Raw genomic sequence first — 20917 nt, forward strand, 5'->3', positions numbered from 1 at the left:
GGTGCCGGTCCTGCGAGATGTGAACGTGCCCGGGCGTGAGACGAGGCCGGCCAGGCCACCCCTCGTCAGGGTGGCCTGGCCGGTGTGCTCACCATCGGTCCCAGTGCAGAACCTTCTCTCTGGGGATGCGGGGAGCGGGCTTGAAGTCGGTGCCGAGCGTGAAGGCCAGGGGGATGAAGGCCGCCAACATGACCTCCTCGTACGGCACGCCGAGTACCTTGGCCAGCTCGCGTTCGAGCGGTGCCTGCGCGGTGGTCCACACGGTGCCGAGGCCGCGCGCCCGGGCGGCCAGCATGAAGCTCCACACCGCGGGCAGGATCGACCCCCACGTGCCCGCCTGCGCGGCCACCGGCTCATGGTCGGTGCGGCCCTCCACGCCGGGGATGACGAACGCGGGCACCCGGTGGATGTTGGCGGCCAGGTACCGCACGCCATCGAAGACCCGCTCGGTGGAGCCGGAATGGTAGTTCATGCGCCACAGATCCTGCTTGGTCAGTGGCTGCCCCGTGGCCCGGGGCAGGGCGCGCAGGAAGATGTCGGCCACAGCCCGGCGCTGCTCGGCCTCGGTCACGACCATGAAGTGCCAGCGCTGCCGGTTGCGTCCGGTGGGCGCCTGGACGGCCAGGTCCACGCACTGCTCGATCAGCTCGCGAGGCACCGGCCGGGTGAAGTCCAGGCGTTTGCGCACGGCGCGGGTGGTGCTGAGCAGTTCGTCGGGGGTGAGGTTCAGCGTCACGATGGGTCTCCTTGTCAGGCGGCGGGGACGGGTGCGGGGCGGCGCGAGCGCAGGCCGTAGGCGGCGATGAGGGCGCCCGCCAGGGAGAAGCCACCCGCGACCAGGAACGCGATCCGGTAGCCGGCCAGCACGGACTCACCCAAGGTCGTGACCGCGGCCAGCACCGCGACGCCGATCCCGGCGCCGATCTGGACGGCGGAAGTGACCAGCCCCGAGGCCAGGCCCTGCCGCTCGTCCGGCAGGTCGGCGACGGCGGCGATGTTGAGGCTGGGGAACGACAGGCCGTTGCCGACGCCGTGCACGACCAGTGCGGGCAGCAGCACCGTGAGGTAGTCGCCGCCGGCTCCGGCCCGCAGGAACAGCAGGATGCCCGCGCCCTGGACCAGCATCCCCGCGGCGGCCACCCGGCCCAGCCCCCATCGGGCGATCAGCTTGCCGGTCAGGTTGGCGGTGATGACGATGGCCAGGCCCATCGGGACGATCCCGAGCCCGGTGGCCAGCGCGCTGTAGCCGAGCTCGCCCTGCAGGTAGAGCACGGCGACGAACTGCCAGCCGATCGTCGCGCACGCCCAGGCCAGCGCCGCGAGATTGGCGGGGGCCACCGTACCGGACCGGAACACCTCCAGCGGGACGAGCGGCGCGGACCGTCGGCGTTCGATGAGGACGAAGGCGCCCAGCAGCAGCACGGCCAGGACACCGGCCGCCCAGTTCCGCTCCGTCAGCGCGAACACCAGCAGCAGCACCCCGCCGGTGACCGCGACCGCGCCGGCTGCGTCGAATTCCTCGCGCGCCCCGTCCGCCCGTACGCCGGACGGCAGCACCAGCGGCGCCACGACCAGGACCAGCAGCGCGACCGGGACCGGCAGGAAGAACACCAGCCGCCAGCTGATCTCGGTCAACAGGCCGGAGGCGATCAGCCCGGCGGTGTAGCCGGTCGCCCCGGCCAGCGAGTAGACCCCCAGCGCCCGGTTGCGTTGCGGCCCTTCGGCGAAGGTGGTGGTGATGAGCGAGAGCGCCGCGGGCGCGGTGAGCGCGGCCGCCAGCCCCTTGACCACCCGGGTGACGACCAGCGGCCATCCCGCCGAGAGCAGTCCGCCGGCCAGGCTCGCCGCCGCGAAGACCGCCAGCGACAGCAGGAAGGTACGGCGCCGGCCGAACAAGTCGGCCATCCGTCCGCCGAGCAGCAGGAATCCACCGTAGGCGACGGCGTAGCCGGACATCAGCCACTGCAGCGTGCTCTCCGGCAGCGACAGGTCGCGGCCGATGGCGGGCAGGGCCACGCCCATCAGCGACAGGTCCATCGAATCCAGGAACACCGCTGCGCACAGCAGCACCAGGGCCGTCTGTTTGCGGCCATCGGTTCGTGACACGACCACTCTCCATCTGAGTACAAACAATTTGCTGGCAGACGATTCGGGACCGTATGCCTGCAAATCGTCTGCTGTCAAACGGTCTGCCACAAGATGAATGCGGTGTAGGGTGATGGGCAGAGCGAAGGGGAGACCAATGGCCACCAAGACCGCCGACCGCGTACGACCGACGTACTTCCCGCAACTGGCGGCCGAGCGGCTGGACATCGCGCTCTGCCGAGCTTCAGCCGCCGTGGCCCGCGCCGCGGACGCCCACGCCGGCGCGGAAGGACTCGGAGTCGGCCAGCACCTCGTGCTCCAGATGCTCGACGCCGTCGGCCCGTGCTCCCAGCAGACGCTCAGCGAAGAACTGCGCATCGACCGCAGCGTCATGGTGAGCGTCTGCGACGACCTCGAACGGGAGGGCCTCGTACGCAGGGAGCGCAACCCCCACGACCGCCGCTCCTACGCCGTCACCATCACCGACCCCGGCCGGCGGCGGCTGGCTCAGGCGCAGGCGTCGATCCCGGCCTTCCTTGAGGACACCTTCCAGCCCCTCACCTCCGACGAGCGCGACCAATTGAGCACGCTTCTCGGCAAACTCCTGGGGATCGGCGCCTGACGCGATGGCGTCGCGACGTGTTCGGCTGCGCCGGGAGGGGGGAGCCGGAGGAGCTGATCGCGGCGTGGGCGCCGCTGGACGGCGACTGGAGCAGGACGAGGGCGGCCCGTCCGGGGGTTCGGCCTGACGCTGAAGCTCTTCGAGCAGGATGCCCAGGTCGGCTGGGCATGCGCATGCTCCTAGACGACCTCGAGGTTGGCCATCATGCCCATGTCCTCATGCTCGGCGTTGTGGCAGTGGAAGAGGTAACGGCCGCGGTAGCCGTCGAAACGGGTGATGATCTCCACCGTTTCGCCCGGCCGTAGGGAGACGGTGTCCTTGAGCCCCGCGTCGTGCGGCAGCGGCGGCCGGCCGCTGCGCGAGAGCACCCGGAAGCCGACCAGGTGCAGGTGGACGGGATGATGGACGTCGGCGACCAGCCGCCACACCTCGACATCGCCCAGACCGACGGTGACATCGGAGCGGCTGGGGTCGAACGGCAGCCCGCCGATCAGCCACCCGTGACCACCGCGCATCCGCCCGGTGCGGAAGGAGAACTTGCGCTCCCTGACCGCGTCAGACCTGCGCCAGGCCGGCAGATCGTGCGAGAGCGTACGCGGGATGCGGCTGCCGTCGGTGGCCTTGCGCGCGACCCGGAAGGCCATCACGTCGCGCGTACGGCCGGAGCCGAGCCGGTTCACGACTCTGACCCGGCTGCCGATCGCGACACCGGAGAAGTCGATGATCACGTCGTAGCGTTCGGCCGGTGCGAGCGGCAGGACGCGGTGGGTGACCGGCGCCGCGAGCAGTCCCTGGTCGGCGCCGATCTGGACGAGATCGAGCCGGCGCCCGTCGTCGGTGACCGCTTCGAGTTCGTAGTGCCTGGCGTTGGAGGCGTTCAGGATGCGCAGCCGGTAGCGGGCCGCGTCGACCTCGTGCACGGGCCAGGGCGCGCCGTTGACGAGGATGACGTCGCCGAGGACACCGGCGAGATACGGGTCGGTCACGCCCGGCTGCCCCCGCAGGGTGGGGTCGAGTGCGGGGTAGGCGAGGCTGCCGTCGGCGGCGAACGCCCGGTCGGCGATCATCAGGGGGAGTTCGCGCTGCCCCGCGGGCAGGCCGAGTGCTTCTTCGGCGTCGTCGCGGACGATGTGCAGCCCGGCCAGGCCGCGCCAGATCGCGGGGGCGGTGAAGTCCATCCGGTGGTCGTGGTACCACAGGAGCGTCGGCCGCTGGTCGAGCGGGAAGGTGTAGTCCCGCGTCAGCCTAGTCACCACCGCACGCGGATCCTGCATGCCCTGCATGCCCTGCATGCCGTGCATGTCGTGTCCGGAGCCGTGCCCCATGGGCATGGCGGCCTCCTGCCAGCCCTCGGGCAGGACGAGGTCGGTCGGGTAGCCGTCGGAAGCCGCCGGGGTCCGGCCGCCGTGCAGGTGCACCACGGTCGGTACGGGCAACTCGTTGCGGTGCGTCACGGTGACCGGCCGGCCACGGCGCGACTCGATCGTCGGCCCCGGGAAGGTGCCTTCATAGGTCCACAGCGGCGTCCTGACGCCGGGCAGGATCTCCGCGCTCGCTTCGCGCTGAGTGATCGCGTATCGGTCGACGCCGCCCGAGGTGCTGACCGGCGCCAGCACGGAGGGAATCGGCAGCGGCACCCGGAAGGGCGGCGGCAGCGGTACGGCACTGCGCAACTCGGCACCGGTGCTCGACGGCATGCGCGCGAGCGCCGCCGAGGCCGACAGCCCGGTGGCCGCCGACAGCCCGAGCGCCCCGCCGATGCCCAGCGCCTGCCGCCTGGTCATGCCGCGCTCACGCATCGCGGGCCTCCCGCGGTCGCCGCAGCAGGGGCTGGCGCCAGACGGCGATGAACAGCAGGACGACCGCGACGACGGTCATCACGCCCAACGGGATGTGCAACCACAGCGCGCCGCCCAACCCGGCGAAGTACTGTACGGTCTCGGCCGCCACCACCGCCATCGTGCCAAGGAACGGCCAGACCTGACGCAGTCGGATCCACACCACGATCGCCACGATCGCCTGCAGGTAGCCGATGGAGGTGACCACGTCGGCGCCGAGCGCGTGCCAGCGCAGACTGTCGAAGTCACCGGTCAGGTACGCCCCGGCGAACACCGGCTGGCCGACGATCGCCACCACGTGCGCGCTGGCGATGGCCCGTAGTGTCCACCCCGTGGGTGTCGTCCGATGCGCAGCATCGGATCCCAGGCGGTTGGCCACGGTAAGCATGAGGGATCCTCCTCACTCTGTCCCATTTGCAAACGCCCCGACACTATGGCCCAGTGGTTATGTTGTCTAAGATTAATATTGCTATGTTGTTATGTCCGGGAAGGCATGATGGCACCAGTGGGGACCCTTGAAGGGGATCTCCGTGCCGTTCCAGTCGGTCTGCTTGACCAGGGCCACTGTCAATCCCCTGAAAACGTGGAGACGGTCCCATGCCACAGCGGTCCTCAGCAGGGCTGATGAAGCTTGTCTCTTCTCGCTCATGTGACGCCCGAATGTGATGGGCGACAAGCCGTCGTTGGCACTGTGCCGCCGGGTGGTGTTGTAGAAATCCGCGATCCAGGTCGCCATCTTCAGACGAGCCTCGGCCCTGGTGCGGAACCGGTGGCGGTGCACGTACTCGACTGGCCGGCCAAGCCGAGCTCGGACCTGCGTGCCGCGACGGTGTGCTCCGATACTCGCCGGCCCGCTTCACGACAAGCCGATTCGATGCGGTAATAAGCTACTCAAAGGGTCGGACAACGCCGACCGGCCCTAATTCCCCGGCAAGCATCGTGTGCACGGCATGAACGTGCAGGTCATCGCCTCACCAGGCGGGACGATCCTGTGGACCTCCGGAGCGCTGCCGGGCAAGACGCACGACCTGAGTGCCGCCCGGATCTGGGGCATCCTGCGCGCGCTGGAGGAGGCCGGCGCACCGGTGATCGCGTCCGACATGCCCGCATCCTGCCACCCGCTCCCCGTGCCGGGCCATTACCCGGCGGGTAGTGCCGCAGGCCAGGGATCACCGCAGATCCCTAGCTCTCCGGGTGAAAAGCTGATGGACAGGCTGTTCCACGCCTTTCCCGTGACGCCTCGGAGGCGGCCGCTACCAACCTCAAAGAACTCACCGACCACATCGCGTTCGCGCAGATGAGCCTCGATGCTCCCGGCGCAGTTCTCACCGACTATCCGCTCCACCGCATCTACGACGACGCGCAGATCAAGGAGAATCGCGACAGCTCATGCGAGAATGCCCCCTCCCCTCCGACGATCCCGAATATGTCATGTGATGAATACCCAATGGCCAGCACCAACGAGGGCGGAGCGTACGGGATAAGCAACTACAGCTGCCGTGATCAATCACGACCAGAACTTCCAGGGCGGCGCTGAACTCAGCACGTTCTACAACGAGAACCGCATCCTGAACATGGATCCGTTCTTCGTCGGATTCACCATCCCGTACACCTCGTCACCGCCGAACAAGAACGATTGTCGCTAGACGCGGACGCTCCTACGCTGACCGGGATGGAGCCTTCCATCACATGGCGCGGTCCCGTCAGCCTCTCCCACCATCAACTTCTGCTGGTGGACGGCAAGATCGGCGCCCCGCATCCGACCAGGAGCCTCAACGGACTGGTGGCTGCCTGGCCGGACGCGGTTGTCATCCTGACCGGAATCCACACCAGGGCGGTCAACGTAACCGTGGAGTTGCACAACTCGCCTCCGGCCATTGATCATGACCGAGATTGGGATGAGATCGCTGACATCTCGCTGGAATCCACCACCGGCAGACTCGGTCTGACCGGACTGATGCTCGACCCACCGGAGGGCTTCGGAAACCTCGCCTGGCAAGGCTCCGGGCACTATCGCTTGCGCGTCTACGCGAGAGGACGTGACACCAGAATCGGCGGCGTGGCGGACGAGCCGGTGGAGGACTACCTGCTACAGATCTGGAGCGCACCGACGTCGTGACGGCGCGCCGCCACCCCACGCGGTGACGGCCTGTTCAACCTTGTCGCGCGGGCGCCTCGTCGCAGGCGCCAGCGCGAAGATGCGGCTCTTCCAGCGCCATCTGTCCCCGCCGGGATGGGCAGGCCCCCGTGGCAGGTCCCAGTGACGAACTGGGGCAGGTTGACGCCGTCCTTGCCGGCCTGTCGAGGATTGCCAGCTCGCCCACCAGGCGGTCGGGATGGAAGTTGAGCGTCACACGCAGGCCGGGATCGACCGGGCCGTGACGTCGCTGAGGGCACGTGCGTGTGCCGTACCCGGCATGTCTGTCGTCATCATGACCCGTCGGACGCGTGCAGGACGAAGGCCAGCACATCGGCGAGCAGTGCCTGCTCCTGGTCTCGGGTCGAGCCGGCGCCATGCCCGCCGTGCTCCTCGACGCGCATCAGCACCGGCCGGCCGGAGGCGGTGGCCGCCTGCAGGCGGGCGGCCAGCTTCGCCGGCTGCCACGGCGGCACCCGCGCGTCGCGCAGGCCGGTGGTCAGCAGCACCGCCGGGTACGGCACGCCGTCGTGAACCCGCAGGTAGGCGTCGATGATCAGCAGGGCACGCAGGCCCTCCTCGGTAGTGACGCTGCCGAACTCTGGCACGTTGATCGGGCCGCTCTCGGTGAACTCGTTGCGCGTGGCGTTCACCGTCGGCACCTGGATCGCCATGGCCGCCCACAGATCGGGGCGGCGCACCAGCGCGCCGCCGGTGGGGATGCCGCCGCTGCTGGCGCCCTCGGCGGCCAGCCGTCCCGGGCGGGTGTAGCCGAGGGCGATGAGATGCTCGGCGCAGTCGATGAAGTCCGTGATGGTGGCCTCCTTGCGCTCGCCGCGCCCGGCCTCGTGCCACTCGCGGCCGTAGGCGCCGCCGCCGCGCAGGTGCGCGACGGCGTAGACGCCGCCACGCTCGTACCAGGCGAGCATCTCGGGACGGAACTCCGGCAGGTCGATGAACCCGTGGGAGCCGTAGCCGGTGAGCATGGCCGGGTTGTCGCCGTTCAGTTCCAGGTCCTTGTGGTGGATGACCGTGAGCGGGATCGGCGTCTCGTCCCTCGCGGGCACGTGCAGAGTACGGACGCGCACGTCGCCGAAGTCCACCAGTGAGCGGGGCGCCAGCCCGGTGTCCTGGAGGGACTGGCCGTCGTAGCGGTAGAGCCGCGGCGCGTCGGTCCAGCCGGCCACCAGCAGCAGGGCTTCGGGCCGCGTCGGGTGGGTGGTCCACTCCAGGATGGTGCCGTCCACCGGCATCGGGAGGTCGGCGGGCTCGCCGCCGGACAGGGGTACGTGCCGTATCCGGCTGACGCCGCCGTCGAGATCGCGCACCAGCAGCCGGTCGCCCACCTCCCGCACCGACTCCACCGCCCGCTCACCCGCGGGCACAACCACCCGGGCTCGGGACAGATCGGGTGCGGCAAGCGGAACGGCCAGCACGCGGGAGCGCGGCGCGTCCCGGTGGGAGACCAGGTAGAGGGTGTCGTGGCTGGTGGCGAAGGTGGTCACGCCGTCGGCTACGCCCGCGACCTTCCGCCACGGGCAGGTGGCCGGGTCGGCCAGCCCGGCGCGCGGCGCCACGTAGATCGTGCAGTCGCTCAGCTGCTCACTGGTCCAGGGCCACGGGCTGAGCGCGCCGTGGGAGATGATCGCTAGCATCCACTCGCCGTGTGGCGGCACCACCAGGAAAGGCCGGTCGCGCGGGGTCAGCTCGATGTGGGGGTTGAGGCCGCGGGCCAGCACCACCGTGTCCTGCGCCGGGTCGGCGCCCAGGTGATGCAGGAAGGAGCGGCTGTCCAACAGGTGCTGCTCTGCGTAGCGGTGATAGACGAACGACCGGCCGTCCTCCAGCCAGCTCAGGAAGGCGAAACGCGTCGTGGGCGGGATCGTGTCCAGGAGGGTGCCGGAGTCGGTGTCGATCACGTGGATGGAGCTGTCCTCCGACCCGGAGTCGGAGACGGCGCAGGCGACGTGGCGGCCGTCGGGGGAGGGCACGTACCAGTCGATGGCGCGGTGCCCGTCGCCGGGCACCGTGCCGGGGTCGAACAGGACCCTGCTCGCTCCGTCGGCCTCGGTCACCATCAGCACCGGCACGCGGGCGTCCGGCTCGCGTACCAGGGCGAAGATCTTGTCGGCTGCCATCGCGAGGCCGAAGTACTGCGTGAGCGCGCTGCCCAGTTCGCGGATCCGGGTCAGCAGGCCGGCGCGGTGCGGCAGGGCGTCCAGGTGCTCGCGGGCGTGCCTGGCCTGGCCGTCCAGCCAGTGGTGGAACTCCTCGCCTTCGGTTTCCATCCACCGGTAGGGGTCCTCAAGTGTGATGCCGTGAAGGGTCTCGCGCACGACGTCCACCCGGGCGATCGGGGGTTCGGTGATGTCGCTCATATGCGCATGATCATATGCCGGAGATCCAGCGACTTATCGGACATTGGATCACGCGCCCCTCCGCCGGGCTCGCCCGACGGCCATGCCGAGTAAGCCACAGTCATGGCCTCTGACCAGCCCTATTAACCCTTCCCGGCGTACTTGGTCTGCCCCCTTCCAGTGCCGACGGTCGGCTGGCTCGCAGCTCGCGCAGGTCCGGGATGTGGTTGTAGAGCGTGCCGGGGCTCACGCCGAGCAGGCGCGCGATCGAGGTGATGGAGTGCTCGGGGCGCCGAACGCGTTCTGCGGCTCGAACGACCGGCTTTCCCCGGGGGCAGCCATGCCGTGGGGTGTTCTGCCAGTACACCGAAGAGCAAGGACTGTTTGGCCGGTCTCCGTCGCGGTTGGCTGGGTGATGCCGGGGTTGTGCTTGCCGCCCGCCGCCTCCCCGAGCCTCACCACGTACCTATCGAAAGGCAGAGAAGATGACGCAGAACACGCGCACCGACCGGAGCGGGCTCGGCGGCTTCGCGCCGAAGCTGGCCGAGCTGACCGATGAGGTGCTCTTCGGGGATGTGTGGGAGCGGCCGGAGCTGTCGGCACGCGACCGCAGCCTGATCACCGTCACCGCCCTGGCCGCGTTGGGCCGCACCGCGCAGCTGGACTTCCATCTGCGTACGGCGCCGGCGAACGGGCTGAGCAAGGACGAGCTGGTCGAGGCCCTCACCCACCTGGCCTTCTACGCCGGTTGGCCCTCCGCGATGAGCGCGGTCACGCAACTGAAGGCCATCGTCGAGGAAACAGGGGCTGCCTGACAGGAGCGGTCCGTCGATACGAAGGAGCTGGTGATGCACATCAGGACGCTGGGACAAGGTCTGCGGGTGTCGGCGGTGGGGCTGGGCTGCATGGGCATGTCGCAGAGCTACGGCCCGAATCCGGGCACCCGCGAGGACATGATCGGCGTGATCCGATCCGCGCTGGACGCCGGGGTGACGTTCCTCGACACCGCGGAGGTCTACGGGCCGTACCACAACGAGGAGCTCGTGGGGGAGGCCATCGCCCCGATCCGGGACCAGGTGCAGATCGCCACGAAGTTCGGCTGGGACATCCAGGACGGCAGATCCGTCGGCCTGAACTCCCGGCCCGAGCAGATCCGCAAGGTGGCCGACGCCTCTCTGCGGCGCCTCGGGGTGGAGGCGATCGACCTGTTCTATCAGCATCGCGTGGATCCGGACGTGCCGATCGAGGACGTCGCCGGCACCGTGGGCGAACTCGTGCGAGCCGGCAAGGTCAAGCACTTCGGCCTGTCAGAGGCGGCGGCCGCCACCATCCGCAGGGCCCACGCCGTTCACCCGGTCACCGCCGTACAGTCGGAGTACTCGCTATGGACCCGTGACCCCGAACCCGAGGTGCTGCCTGCCTGCGCGGAGCTGGGCATCGGTTTCGTGCCCTTCAGCCCTCTGGGCAAGGGGTTCCTGACCGGCACTGTGGACCCGAACACCTCCTTCGCGAACGGGGACATCCGGGCGACCATCCCGCGCTTCGACGCCGAGCACCTGCCCGCCAACCAGGCTCTGGTGGATCACGTGCGCGTGCTGGCCGAGGCCAAGGGCGCCACGCCCGGACAGGTCGCCCTCGCCTGGCTGCTGGCCCAGCAGCCCTGGATCGTGCCGATCCCCGGCACCCGCCGCCTGTCCCGCCTGCAGGAGAACGCCGCCGCCACCGGGGTGGCGCTGTCCGCAGACGAGCGGGCCGACCTGGACGCCCTGGCCGGTCGCGTGGGGGTGGCCGGAGACCGGTACGGCGCGGCGCACCTTAAAATGGTCGGGCGCTGAACCGAGCGCCGCCGCCGGACACGCACCGCTACGGCGTCAGGGCCGGTCCGGTGTTCGCTGGATGAGCAGTCCCCGGTTGAACGCCTCGGTGACGGCGGCGGCACGGTCGCCGACACCGAGCTTGCCGTAGATGTTCAGCAGGTGAGATTTGACCGTGGCCTCGGTGATGAACAGCCTCGCCGCCGCTTCGCGGTTCGTGGCCCCCGCCGCGACGAGTTGGAGCACTTCGAGCTCGCGCCGGCTGAGCGGACCCGGGGTGGAAGAGCGTACCCGGCTCATCAGCAGGGCCGCCGCCGAGGGCGCGAGCACCGCCTCGCCCGGACCGCCCGCAGCAGCTCATCACGGGGAGCGTCTTTATCCGCCGTGGCGACGCCGGCAGCAGCTGGGAGGGGTCGGTGCCGGCGACGCGGGGGGAGCGCAACCAGTACCGGGTGACCACGCCGAAGTTGCCGCCGCCACCGCCGGTGTGCGCCCACCACAGGTCGCGGTGCGGGTCGTCCGGCTCGCGGGTGGCGACCACCGCGCGGGCGGTGCCGTCGCGGTCGACCACCACGACCTCCACGCCGTAAAGGTGATCCACCACCGAGCCGTACCACCGGGACAGCGGCCCGTACCCGCCGCCCGCGAAGTGCCCACCGGCGCCCACCTCCGGGCAACCGCCTCCCGGGATCGTCACGCCCCAGCCCTTGAACAACGTCCGGTAGACGTGCCCGAGGGTGGCGCCGGGTTGCACCGCGAACGCCCGCCGATCAGCGTCATAGCCCACCTCGTCCATCGGGGAGAGGTCCAGCAGCACCCGTACCGCCGGATCGGCGGTGAAGTTCTCGAGCAGTGCCCGCCGCTGCGCGCCGCGATCCGCCGGCCGGTCCGCACCGCCTCCGACACGGCACGCACCACCTGATCGGTCGACCCGGCCACGCAGATCTCCTCCGGCCGGCCGACGTAGCGGAAGTTGTTGCCACGCAGCAGGTTGTCGTAGCGAGAGTCGTCCGGCCGTACCGTCACCGGCCCGAATCCCGTCGTCTGCGGTACGGCCGCGGCGGCGGCACCGGCATCCCACGTGGCGGCCGCCGCAGTGCCCAACATGGTGACCGTCGCGGCACCCGCACCGGCGAGCAGCCCACGACGACTCACCGCTGCGCCGTCCGATCGGCGCGTGCTCCCGTCGCTCAGTTCTGGCATGTGTCTCGTTCCTTTCCGGCTGGATGAGTCAGGCTCTCAATCCAGCAGCGAGGCACACATCAGCCCATGTCATGAATCGACGGCTGAATCCTCCGCCCCACCGAACGGCTGATCCGCCCCACCGGACGGCTGACCGGTGCCCCCACCACCGCGGAACCTGGCGACGCGCCGGCATCACAATCCGCGGGGCCGTTTCGTCGTAACTGTCGAGACGCCAGTTTCACCGCACCAGGTGTCATTGCGAGCCAAGGAGAGGCGACATGTCAACAGAGCAGGAAGCACGTAACAAGGAGACGTACCACCACTTCCACGACGCCATCAACAGCGGCGATCTGGAGGTCATCTCGAAGGCGATCGACGAGTACATTCACCCGGACGGGCGGTTCCACACGGCGGAGCCGGCTGACATGACCGCGGTGCAGGCGCAGAAGCGCATATGGGAGATCCTGCTGCGCGCGTTCCCCGACATTCACGTGACGGTGGAGGACCTGCTCGCCGAGGGCGACAAGATCGTCGCCCGGCAGACGGTCACCGGGACCAACTCCGGTGAATACCGAGGCATGCCCCCGACCGGCAAGTCCGTCACCTACAACGAGATCTTCATCGCGCGCTTCGCCGACGGCCAGATCATCGACCTGTGGGGAGTCGTCGACGTCTACTCGCAGCTGCGGCAGCTCGGTTTCATCCAGGCGTAGTACCTCGTCGCCCACATCCTCCGGCAGATCGCCGTCGAGGTGGGCCGTCGGCAGCGCCGAACTGGATCAAGTCCAGCCTCGATACACCCGGGGAACCCTGACGCGCTCGCGGACCGCGACCGCGCTTCCCGCCCGCTGAACCGCTGCCCTGCTTCCGTACAAGCGGGGGACCGGCCTCTCGGACGACGTCGCTCGTCCCACATCGCCGGCGGTCAGCTACGTCCCCGGTCACCCTCACCCGAAACGCAATCGGTACTCCGGCTTCACGACCGGAGTCACCGGCAACCCTGAAAGGAGAAACCTCATGAACACAAGGAACAACGGTGGCCGCCGGGCTCTGGTGGTCGGGTTGGGCATCAGCGGGATCGCGACGGCGCTGCGGCTGCGGCAGATCGGCTGGACGCCGGTCATCGTCGAGCGGAGCCCCGGCAGGCGGTCCGGTGGGTACTTCATCGCGCTGTTCGGCGCGGGCCGTGCCGCCGCCCGGCGCCTGGGCATCCTGGACAGGCTGGCCGATCGAGGCCCCGACGGCACCGCGTACGACATCGACCGGGCAGGCAATCGTCGGCCGGGGCTCGGCTTCAAGGACTTCCCTGGCCGGCCGTGGATGATGATGCGAGGAGACGTGGAGGAGGCCGGTTTCGCCGCGCTGCCGTCCGACGTCGAGATCCGTTACTCCACCGTGCCGACCCTGATCGAGCAGGACCCCGACGGGGTGAACGTGACGCTGGCCGACACCGCCGGCGGGACCTCGGTCACCGAGCGTTTCGATCTGGTCGTCGGTGCGGACGGGTTGCGCTCCACGGTGCGGCGGCTGGTGTTCGGGCCGCACGAGGAGTACTTGCGCCGGATGAACTACATGCTGGTCGCGTATCAGCTGCCCGGCGCGCTCCCCGGTCATGACCAGACCGACTCCGTCATCCTCGCAGAACCCGGACGGTCGATGTGGATCTTCCCGTTCAAGGACCGTCCGCCGACCGCGCTGCTGAGCTACCACACCGACGATGTGGACGCCGAGTTCACCAGGCCGATGGTCGATCGGGTGCGCGCGGTGTTCGGCCCGGAGCCGGCCGGCCCGGTGCTGGGGGCGGCGCTGGACGTGCTGGAGTCGGCCGAGGAGGTGCTGTTCGACTCGGTCGAGCAGGTGCACATGGACACCTGGCATCGCGGCCGGGTGGTGCTCGTCGGTGACGCGGCCTGGTGCGTGACCCTGTACGCGGGGATGGGAGCCTCGAGCGGGCTGGCCGGGGCCGACCTGCTGGGCACCATGCTGGCCCGTCACCCGCGCAGCGTGGCGCAGGCACTGACTGAATGGGAGCGGCAGTTGCGCCCCTCCATCGGCTACCTCCAAGGCAACGGAATGCAGATGCGCAGCCTGTTCGTCCCGGCCACCCGCTTCGAACTCGCGCGGCGCAAGGTGATGGTCCGCATGAGCAAGATGCCGGTCACCTCCCCGCTGCTGCGCCGGTGGCGGACCAAGGGCAAGGCGGCTCGAATGAAGGACATGGACTTCTCCCACCCTGACTTCGCACGCCCCGGCCCCGCTGAGCCCGTCCGCGTACCCGCTTGAGGCCGACGGCTTGACCGCGCGGACAGCTCTTGCGAGAACCCGGACCGGGGCTTCGGGTGAAAGAGGGTGACAGCACCGAAGAAACGGAGCACAGGCTTGACAGTTGACAGGAGCCTGGAGGACGCCGAGCTGATCCAGCGCTCTGGGCGCGATCCCGCCGCTTTCGCGGCCTTGTTCGACCGGCACGCACCCGCCTTGCACCGCTATGTGACGCGGCGGCTGGGTGCCTCGCTGGCCGACGACGTCGTGGCGGAGACGTTCTTGACCGCCTTCAGGCGCCGCGCCCGTTACGACGTCAGTCACCTCGACGCCCGTCCTTGGCTGTACGGCATCGCGGCCAACCTGATCGGCAAGCACTTCCGCAAAGAACAGCGGTTCTACCTGGCCCTGGCGAGGACCGGCGTCGATGAGGTGGCGGAGAGCTACGCCGATCGGGTCGAGGCGCGGGTGTCGGCGTCAGCGGCGCAGCGCGATCTCGCGGGGGCGCTCGCGGAGTTGTCGGCGGAGGACCGCGAGGTCCTGTTGTTGATCGCTTGGGCGGATCTCAGCTATGAGGAAGTGGCCCTCGCCCTTGGCATACCCATCGGCACGGTTCGCTCGCGGCTGCATCGGGCCAGGAAGAAGACGCGCGCGGCGCTGGGCGGCGTTGATCCGTCCGCCATCGTTCTGGACGAGCAGGAGGCAGACCGTGGATGACCTGGAGATCCTCGCCGACATGCGGGCAGACGCGCCGCTACCCGAGCCCGAGCGGCTGCGTAGGCTCCGCCGCCGGGTGACACGGCGCGGACGGAAGCTCGTGATCATGCCATCGCTGCTGGTCGCCGCCGTGGCGGTGGTCGCGCTCGTACTGGTGGCGGTCCCGGCGCTCCGGCGGCCGCCGGAGGTACGATCCATGCCCGCCGTGGAGACGATCCTGCTGAACTCGGAGACCGTGCTGGAGCAGGCGGCCAGGACCGTTGAGAAGCGGGCCCCCGTGCCGGAGCCCCGGCCTGATCAGTGGCAGTACACCAAGACCCTCAATGTCCAGCCTGCGGACGGTCGGACCGAGACGTACGAGAGCTGGCTGCGCTATGACGGCAAGCAGAGCGCCGGACGGGATCCGGAGGGGAACTTCCACGTGGCTGATGTTCCACCCGATCCGGACGATGACGACCTGTCGCCCCAGCAATACCGGGAGAAACTGCTCAAGCTCCCCAGCGATCCCGACAAGCTGCTCGCCCACGTCGCCGGCGACCGGCACTGGATCGACTATCCCAAGGAGGAGTCCAAGCGGGTCGAGGACGCGGACTCGCGCGCCTACCGCATTCTCTCTCTGTACCTGACGCAGCAGGCGGTCATGCCGCCCAAGCTCGAGGCGGCCATCTTCCGCGCGCTGGCGAAGATCCCAGGGGTGCAGATCGAACAGAACGTCAAGGACGCGACCGGACGGACGGGGCTCGGCCTGTTCCGGTCCACTGCCGGGGAAGAAGGCCAACGGCGCTACCTCATCCTCGATCCTCGCACCTATCGGGCCATGGCCGACCAGTCGATCTGGCTGCGCGATGAGGTGATCGACGGGGAGGTGGCGTTCCGGAAGGGTGCGGTCTTCGCTGATGTGTGGCTGGCGGCCGGCATCGTGGACAGGCCCGGCGAGGTTCCCTAGGCGAGGTCAGGCGGAGCCCGGTCTGGGGATGTGGACGCCGGCGGAGCGGAGCTTGTTCTCGATGAGCGCGACCCCCCGGGCCGCGGCCGAGTCCTGCTCTTCGCCGTGGAGGGCGATCAGCTCGTAGCGGGTCGCGGCCTCCGTACGGGCTTGCAGGCCGGTCACGATCTTCAGATGTGCGGGGTTGGCGAGGAAGTGGTCGGCCATGGCGGTGGCGAGCTCGGCGATGCGCGGGTCGTCCGGTTCCCAGGCGGCGGCTTCGGCGCCGCGCTTGATCAAGGCGACGAACCGGTGGTCCTCGAGGGCGTGCTCCACATGGGTGAGGTAGTCGTCGAAGCCCTCTGAGACCAGGGCCTTGGCCAGCACCCAGCCCTCCCTGGTGGCCGCCACCTCGTCCGCGGAGAATCCGAGGCCGAGCATCCGCTCCAGCAGCGCCACGGCGCGGTCGGGCAGCAGGGCCCGATTGCCGTCGGCGATCCGGTGCAGCGTGTCACGGCGGGCGATCAACTCCTCGATCCGTTCGGTGAGCTGCCGTTCGACGTCGGCGAGCGCGGCGGCGAAGAGCTCGGCATCGGCGTCGAGCAGGGGCCCGATCTCGGCCAGCGGCACCCCGGCGGCGGCCAGCGTCCGGGCCTGCACCAGCCGGAGCAGCTCGGCGGATCCGTACCGCCGGTAGCCGGAGCTGTCGCGTTCCGGCTCCTCGACCAGGCCGAGCTTGTGGTAATGCCGCACCGTCTTCACCGTGACGCCGACGAATGCCGCCGCCTGCCCGATCGTGACTCCGTTCCTCATCTGCTCAGCCTGCCTCATGCTCGAGCCCGGCCGTGAATCCGCACTCCACGGCCGGGCATTTGGACCGGTCACGTTCTACCTGATGTACGAGCGGAAGCGGTCGGTCACAGGTGCTCAGTCCGCCGGCTGGGCCGGATCGGCCTGCCCACCGCGGAACACCTGGTTGACCAGCCTTCGCTGGGCGTTCTGGAACGCTGTGGCGATGGACAGGCCGGCGTCGTCCACGCAGTTCAGCGCGGCGATCAGGGTCTTGCTGCCGTCGGGGGTGCTGTACATCAGCGCCGCGTGGCCCACGGCGGCGCCGTTGTGGGAGATGAGGGTGCCGCCGTCTTCCGTTCTCACCACGAACACTCCCAGGCCGTAGTCCATGTTCGGGATGCCCGTCGGGTGCGGGGTGCACATCTCGGCCAGCAGCGGGGCCGGCAGGAGCCGGCCGCCCAGCAGCGCGGAGACGAACGTGTGGAGGTCCTGGGTGGTCGAGATCATGTCGCCGCCGGTGGAGATCCAGGAGGGGTTCTGGCGGGTGATGTCGATCGTCTTCTGCTCGCCGTCCTCCTCGTACCGGTAGGAGGCGTGGGCGTGCGGCTCGGGGATCTCCGGCGAGGCGTCCGGCACCACGGTGCCCGACAGCCCGAGCGGCCCCAGGATCAGCCGCTGCATCTCCTCGGCGTACGAGCGGCCGGTGACCTTCTCGATCAGCAGCCTGGCCAGCACGTAGTTGGTGTTGGAGTAGCTCCAGCCCGTCCCCGGCTCGAACCTCGCCGGCTTGGACAGCGCCAGCTCCACCAGCTCCTGCGGCCGGTAGGTCCTGAACCGGTTGTCCATCCACTCCTTGCCCGTGGTGCCGTAGGGGATGGGGATCCCCGGCACGATCGTCCCGTCCGCGTAGACCTCGCCGGTGAAGTTGAACACCCCGCTGGTGTGCTGCAACAGCATCCGCACCGTGATCCGCTCGTCCAGCCCGAACCCGGGCAGGTAGTCCGCCGCCGGAGCGTCCAGCCCGATCCTGCCCTCGGCCACCAGGTGCAGCACCAGGGTCGCGGTGAAGGTCTTGGTGTTGCTGCCGATCCGGACATGCCCGTTCGTCGGCGGCTTCGCGGCCCCGCCCAGCTCGGCCGCCCCGGCGCTGCCGACCCACTCGCCCCGCTCGTCGTTCACGCGGAGCGACACCCCGACGAAACCGGAGTCGACGATCTCCTCGAGCGCCTTGCGCAGCTCCGGGCGATCCTGCCCGGCAGCCGCCGCCGGCACGGCCGCCCTCTCCGTGGTGTCCAGGGCGGCGGTGATCTTGCGGGCCATCTCGGCCGTGGTGGGGCTCGGCCGGTCCTGGTGCATCCGGGCGGTCTCGACGGCGACGAGGACGGTGCTGCGGAAGTTGTCGGCCTCGGCCGGATCCTCCTTCTGCAGCAGGTTCATAGCCGCGGTCAGGGCCGGCAGCACGCGGTCGGCGATCTCGGCCACGGACTTGCCGCCCAGGTCCTTGCCCTTGGGGTACTCGGCGAGCACGTGCCCGACCAGGCCGGTGGCCGAGCCCAGGGCGATGCTGCCGTCGGCGGCGATCTGGCGGGGCTTGCCGGCGGCACCGGCGGCGGCCATCAGCGACACGGCGCCGTACGCGGCGGTCCGCAGGGTGCTCTTGTCCTGGTCGGAGAGGGTGATGGGCATGGTGGTCTGCTCCTTCAAATCTTTTATGTCCGGTCGGCGTCGTGCCGTTGCGAGGAGCTTCCACCCTGACCCAAGGTCAACCTCAACCCCTGGCGGAAAGGACCATGGGTTGACAGCGGACAGCCCGATCCAGCACCCTTTCACTAATCGATTAGTGAAAGGGTGCTTTGGTTGATCGAGTTCAACCTGGACCGCAGCTCGGGCGTCTCGACGTACCTGCAGCTCGTTCACCAGGTCAAACAGGCGCTCAGGCTCGGTACGCTGCGGCCCGGCGACCAGTTGCCGACCGCCCGCGAGGTGGTCGAGAGCCTGGCCATCAACCCCAACACCGTGCTCAAGGCGTACCGGGAGCTGGAGCGCGAAGGGCTGGTCGAGGGGCGGCCGGGGATGGGGACGTTCGTCCGGCAGGGGATCGCGGGTGCGACGCTCGCCGAGCACACGCGGCTGCGGCGCGGCCTGGAGGTGTGGGTGCGCGACGCCCTCGCGGCCGGGCTCGATCGGGAGGACCTGCGGGCGCTGTTCACCGTGGTGCTGGCCGACGCCTCGAAGGAGGGCGTGGCATGAGTCCCGCGCTGGAGGCGACCGGGCTGGGGGTCCGATATCGCCGCACATGGGTCTTGCGCGACTGTTCGCTCTCCGTGCCCACGGGGCGCGTGGCGGCGCTCGTCGGCCCCAACGGCGCGGGCAAGACCACGTTCATGCACGCGGCCGTGGGCCTGATGCGGCCGCAGCTGGGAAGCGTCCGCGTGGCCGGCGACGCGGCGTTCGTGGCGCAGAACAAGCCGCTGTACGACAACTTCACCGTCGCCGAGATGCTCACCTTCGGCCGCCGCATGAACCGGCGCTGGGACGACGACGCCGCCGCCGACCGGCTCGCCGGGCTGGGCATCCCGCTGGAGCGGAAGGTGAGCGGGCTGTCGGGCGGCCAGCAGGCGCAGGTGGCGGTCACGCTGGCGCTGGCCTGCCGGCCCGACCTGCTCGTGCTGGACGAACCGCTGGCCAACCTCGACCCCCTCGCGCGCCACGACGTGATGCGCGCGATCATGGCGGAGGTGGCCGGGCGGGAGCTGACCGTGCTGCTGTCCTCGCACGTCGTCTCCGACCTGGAGGAGACCTGCGACTGGCTCGTCGTGCTGAACGGGGGCCGGCTGCAGGTCAGCGGTGACATCGACGAGCTGCTCGACGGGCATCTCGTCCTCACCGGGCCGGAGGAGGCGTCGGCGGCGGGGACGCAGGTGGTGGGCGCGAGCCGTACCGGCAGGCAGGTCAGCATGCTGGTCAAAGGCGCGGCCCCGCTCGATCCGCGCTGGCAGGCGCGGCGCCCCGGGCTGGAGGAGCTCGTCATGGGCTACCTGCGCAGCCCCGGGTCGGCGGCGCTCCCGGGACTGACGGCGGTGGGCGCGTGATCTGGGTGACGTGGCGCCAGCACCGGGCGCAGATCCTCGTGACGGCGGGTCTCCTGGCGCTGCTCGGGGCTCTGCTGCTGGGTTCGGCGGTGGAGGCGAGCTGGTACGTCGCCGAGCACGCCCCGCCGGGCTGCCCGGGGCCCGCCGTGGCGTGCGGAGAGCTGGCGGTGGCGCTCGGGCAGCGCTACGACGCGGTGTACTCGGTGTTCGGCTGGATGCCGCTGGTGGCGCCGGCACTGATCGGGGCGTTCTGGGGCGCGCCGCTGCTGGGCCGCGAGTACGAGCGCGGCACCCACCGCCTGGCCTGGACTCAGGCCGTGCCCGTGTGGCGGTGGCTGGCGGTCAAGCTGTCGGTCCTGGGCGCGGCGGTGGTGGCGGGCGGGCTGCTGCTGTCGCTCATGGTGAGCTTGTGGCGGCCGGTGTTCAGGGCGGGGGTCGACTCCACGTTCGGCAATATCGGCGTGTTCAACATGGTCGGGGTTGAGCCGGCGGCGTGGTGGCTGTACGCGTTCGCGCTGGGCACCGCGGCCGGCACCCTGTTCCGGCGTACGCTGCCCGCGATGGCGCTGGTCGTGGCCGGTGTGACGGTGACGATGTTCACCCTGTTCCAGCTGAGCGACTACTACGCCGAGCCGGCGCGTACCGAGCTGTCCGGCACCGTGCAGCTGGACGATCCCGACGCCCGGCTGGTGGGCGCCGCCTGGGTGGAGCCGTCCGGGAGGGAGGTCGCCGAGCCGTCGGTCAGCGGCTGCCCGCGCCGGGTGGACGTGGGGCAGAGCAGCAAGAACACCGATGCGTGGCAGGCGTGCCTGTTCGGCAAGGGCTACCGGTACGCGGTGTACTACCATGCGCCGTCCAGGTTCTGGCGCTTCCAGTGGACCGAGGCCGGGATCCTGGCGCTCGCGTCGGCGGCCCTCGGCGGCCTGGCCGTGCGCCGCACCCTCCGCCGTCCCGGCTGACAGGCCGATTCGGGGGTCGGAGAGATGTGGCACGAAATCTGGCGTCAACGCGGCGCCCACGCTACTGCTATCGCCGGTTCCTCGACCGCAGCCCAGGACACCCTGGACGGGCTGCGCGGCGCCACATCCGCC

The 20917-nt window shown here is 69.9% G+C and carries 21 protein-coding genes and 3 pseudogenes; 15 read left to right on the top strand and 9 right to left on the bottom strand.

Features of this window, described 5'->3' with window-relative positions; genetic code table 11:
- Positions 1-88 precede the first annotated feature (88 nt).
- Positions 89-736, bottom strand: a complete 648-nt coding sequence (locus AB0H84_RS43500; protein WP_357618057.1) for a nitroreductase family protein — start codon at positions 734-736, stop codon at positions 89-91.
- Between the two features lie 14 nt (positions 737-750).
- On the bottom strand, positions 751-2106 hold the full coding sequence (locus AB0H84_RS43505; protein WP_357618060.1) for an MFS transporter: 1356 nt from the start codon (positions 2104-2106) through the stop codon (positions 751-753).
- 136 nt (positions 2107-2242) lie between these two features.
- Between AB0H84_RS43505 and AB0H84_RS43510 the strand changes: the two genes are divergently transcribed.
- Positions 2243-2707 (top strand): MarR family winged helix-turn-helix transcriptional regulator, encoded by a 465-nt coding sequence (locus AB0H84_RS43510; RefSeq protein ID WP_357618063.1) that lies wholly within the window; start codon positions 2243-2245, stop codon positions 2705-2707.
- Between the two features lie 179 nt (positions 2708-2886).
- Here the strand turns inward: AB0H84_RS43510 and AB0H84_RS43515 are convergent, their stop codons facing one another.
- On the bottom strand, positions 2887-4506 hold the full coding sequence (locus AB0H84_RS43515; RefSeq protein WP_357618066.1) for a multicopper oxidase domain-containing protein: 1620 nt from the start codon (positions 4504-4506) through the stop codon (positions 2887-2889).
- Positions 4499-4933 (bottom strand): hypothetical protein, encoded by a 435-nt coding sequence (locus tag AB0H84_RS43520; RefSeq protein ID WP_357618069.1) that lies wholly within the window; start codon positions 4931-4933, stop codon positions 4499-4501. Before AB0H84_RS43520 ends, AB0H84_RS43515 begins: the two co-directional genes overlap by 8 nt.
- Before the next feature lie 520 nt (positions 4934-5453).
- Here AB0H84_RS43520 and AB0H84_RS43525 point away from each other — a divergent pair.
- The 3 genes and pseudogenes from AB0H84_RS43525 to AB0H84_RS43535 all read left to right on the top strand — a co-directional run.
- A pseudogene (locus tag AB0H84_RS43525) lies at positions 5454-5624 on the top strand (transposase family protein); the annotation flags it as partial.
- Positions 5625-6044: 420 nt separating this feature from the next.
- Entirely contained in the window at positions 6045-6191 is a 147-nt protein-coding gene (locus AB0H84_RS43530; protein ID WP_357618072.1) for a hypothetical protein, read from the top strand.
- A 26-nt stretch (positions 6192-6217) separates the two neighbouring features.
- Positions 6218-6664 carry a hypothetical protein gene (locus tag AB0H84_RS43535; RefSeq protein WP_357618075.1) on the top strand — a complete coding sequence of 149 codons (447 nt, stop codon included), beginning with the start codon at positions 6218-6220 and terminating at the stop codon, positions 6662-6664.
- 311 nt (positions 6665-6975) lie between these two features.
- Here the strand turns inward: AB0H84_RS43535 and AB0H84_RS43540 are convergent, their stop codons facing one another.
- A complete protein-coding gene (locus AB0H84_RS43540; RefSeq protein WP_357618079.1) occupies positions 6976-9060 on the bottom strand; it encodes a prolyl oligopeptidase family serine peptidase in 2085 nt (694 codons plus the stop codon).
- A 464-nt stretch (positions 9061-9524) separates the two neighbouring features.
- On the opposite strand from AB0H84_RS43540, the gene AB0H84_RS43545 reads away from it, so the two are divergent.
- A complete protein-coding gene (locus AB0H84_RS43545) occupies positions 9525-9854 on the top strand; it encodes a carboxymuconolactone decarboxylase family protein (RefSeq protein WP_357618081.1) in 330 nt (109 codons plus the stop codon).
- Between the two features lie 33 nt (positions 9855-9887).
- Positions 9888-10874, top strand: coding sequence for an aldo/keto reductase (locus AB0H84_RS43550; protein ID WP_357618084.1), 987 nt, complete (start codon positions 9888-9890; stop codon positions 10872-10874).
- Between the two features lie 36 nt (positions 10875-10910).
- Here AB0H84_RS43550 and AB0H84_RS43555 read toward each other — a convergent pair.
- Positions 10911-11230, bottom strand: a pseudogene (locus AB0H84_RS43555) (response regulator transcription factor); the annotation flags it as partial.
- Between the two features lie 39 nt (positions 11231-11269).
- Between AB0H84_RS43555 and AB0H84_RS43560 the strand changes: the two are divergent.
- Positions 11270-11443 (top strand): hypothetical protein, encoded by a 174-nt coding sequence (locus AB0H84_RS43560; protein ID WP_357618313.1) that lies wholly within the window; start codon positions 11270-11272, stop codon positions 11441-11443.
- 20 nt (positions 11444-11463) lie between these two features.
- Here AB0H84_RS43560 and AB0H84_RS43565 read toward each other — a convergent pair.
- Positions 11464-11649: pseudogene (locus AB0H84_RS43565) on the bottom strand (FAD-binding protein); the annotation flags it as partial.
- Between AB0H84_RS43565 and AB0H84_RS43570 the strand changes: the two are divergent.
- From AB0H84_RS43570 to AB0H84_RS43590, 5 genes are all read left to right on the top strand, one after another.
- Positions 11602-11775 (top strand): hypothetical protein, encoded by a 174-nt coding sequence (locus AB0H84_RS43570; protein ID WP_357618315.1) that lies wholly within the window; start codon positions 11602-11604, stop codon positions 11773-11775. The pseudogene AB0H84_RS43565 and the gene AB0H84_RS43570 overlap by 48 nt on opposite strands.
- Before the next feature lie 541 nt (positions 11776-12316).
- On the top strand, positions 12317-12751 hold the full coding sequence (locus AB0H84_RS43575) for an ester cyclase (protein WP_357618086.1): 435 nt from the start codon (positions 12317-12319) through the stop codon (positions 12749-12751).
- A 304-nt stretch (positions 12752-13055) separates the two neighbouring features.
- Complete coding sequence (locus tag AB0H84_RS43580) at positions 13056-14321, top strand: FAD-dependent monooxygenase (protein ID WP_357618089.1); 1266 nt, start codon at positions 13056-13058, stop codon at positions 14319-14321.
- Between the two features lie 66 nt (positions 14322-14387).
- Positions 14388-15017 carry an RNA polymerase sigma factor gene (locus AB0H84_RS43585; RefSeq protein WP_357618092.1) on the top strand — a complete coding sequence of 210 codons (630 nt, stop codon included), beginning with the start codon at positions 14388-14390 and terminating at the stop codon, positions 15015-15017.
- Positions 15010-15963, top strand: coding sequence for a CU044_5270 family protein (locus AB0H84_RS43590; protein ID WP_357618095.1), 954 nt, complete (start codon positions 15010-15012; stop codon positions 15961-15963). Before AB0H84_RS43585 ends, AB0H84_RS43590 begins: the two co-directional genes overlap by 8 nt.
- Positions 15964-15969: 6 nt before the next feature.
- Here the strand turns inward: AB0H84_RS43590 and AB0H84_RS43595 are convergent, their stop codons facing one another.
- Together AB0H84_RS43595 and AB0H84_RS43600 are read right to left on the bottom strand one after the other, a co-directional pair.
- Complete coding sequence (locus AB0H84_RS43595) at positions 15970-16755, bottom strand: MerR family transcriptional regulator (protein WP_357618098.1); 786 nt, start codon at positions 16753-16755, stop codon at positions 15970-15972.
- A 114-nt stretch (positions 16756-16869) separates the two neighbouring features.
- Positions 16870-18420 carry a serine hydrolase domain-containing protein gene (locus tag AB0H84_RS43600; RefSeq protein WP_357618101.1) on the bottom strand — a complete coding sequence of 517 codons (1551 nt, stop codon included), beginning with the start codon at positions 18418-18420 and terminating at the stop codon, positions 16870-16872.
- A gap of 162 nt (positions 18421-18582) precedes the next feature.
- On the opposite strand from AB0H84_RS43600, the gene AB0H84_RS43605 reads away from it, so the two are divergent.
- From AB0H84_RS43605 to AB0H84_RS43615, 3 genes are read left to right on the top strand one after another with little or no spacing between them, the layout of a single operon-like run.
- Positions 18583-18984 (top strand): GntR family transcriptional regulator, encoded by a 402-nt coding sequence (locus tag AB0H84_RS43605; RefSeq protein ID WP_357618103.1) that lies wholly within the window; start codon positions 18583-18585, stop codon positions 18982-18984.
- Entirely contained in the window at positions 18981-19826 is an 846-nt protein-coding gene (locus AB0H84_RS43610; RefSeq protein WP_357618106.1) for an ABC transporter ATP-binding protein, read from the top strand. The genes AB0H84_RS43605 and AB0H84_RS43610 overlap by 4 nt, the downstream gene beginning before the upstream one ends.
- Positions 19823-20785: a hypothetical protein gene (locus AB0H84_RS43615; protein WP_357618109.1), complete on the top strand. Its 963-nt coding sequence runs from the start codon at positions 19823-19825 to the stop codon at positions 20783-20785. The genes AB0H84_RS43610 and AB0H84_RS43615 overlap by 4 nt, the downstream gene beginning before the upstream one ends.
- Positions 20786-20917 lie beyond the last annotated feature (132 nt).

It is taken from the genome of Nonomuraea sp. NPDC050786 (genome assembly GCF_040654115.1).
Taxonomy (GTDB): domain Bacteria; phylum Actinomycetota; class Actinomycetes; order Streptosporangiales; family Streptosporangiaceae; genus Nonomuraea.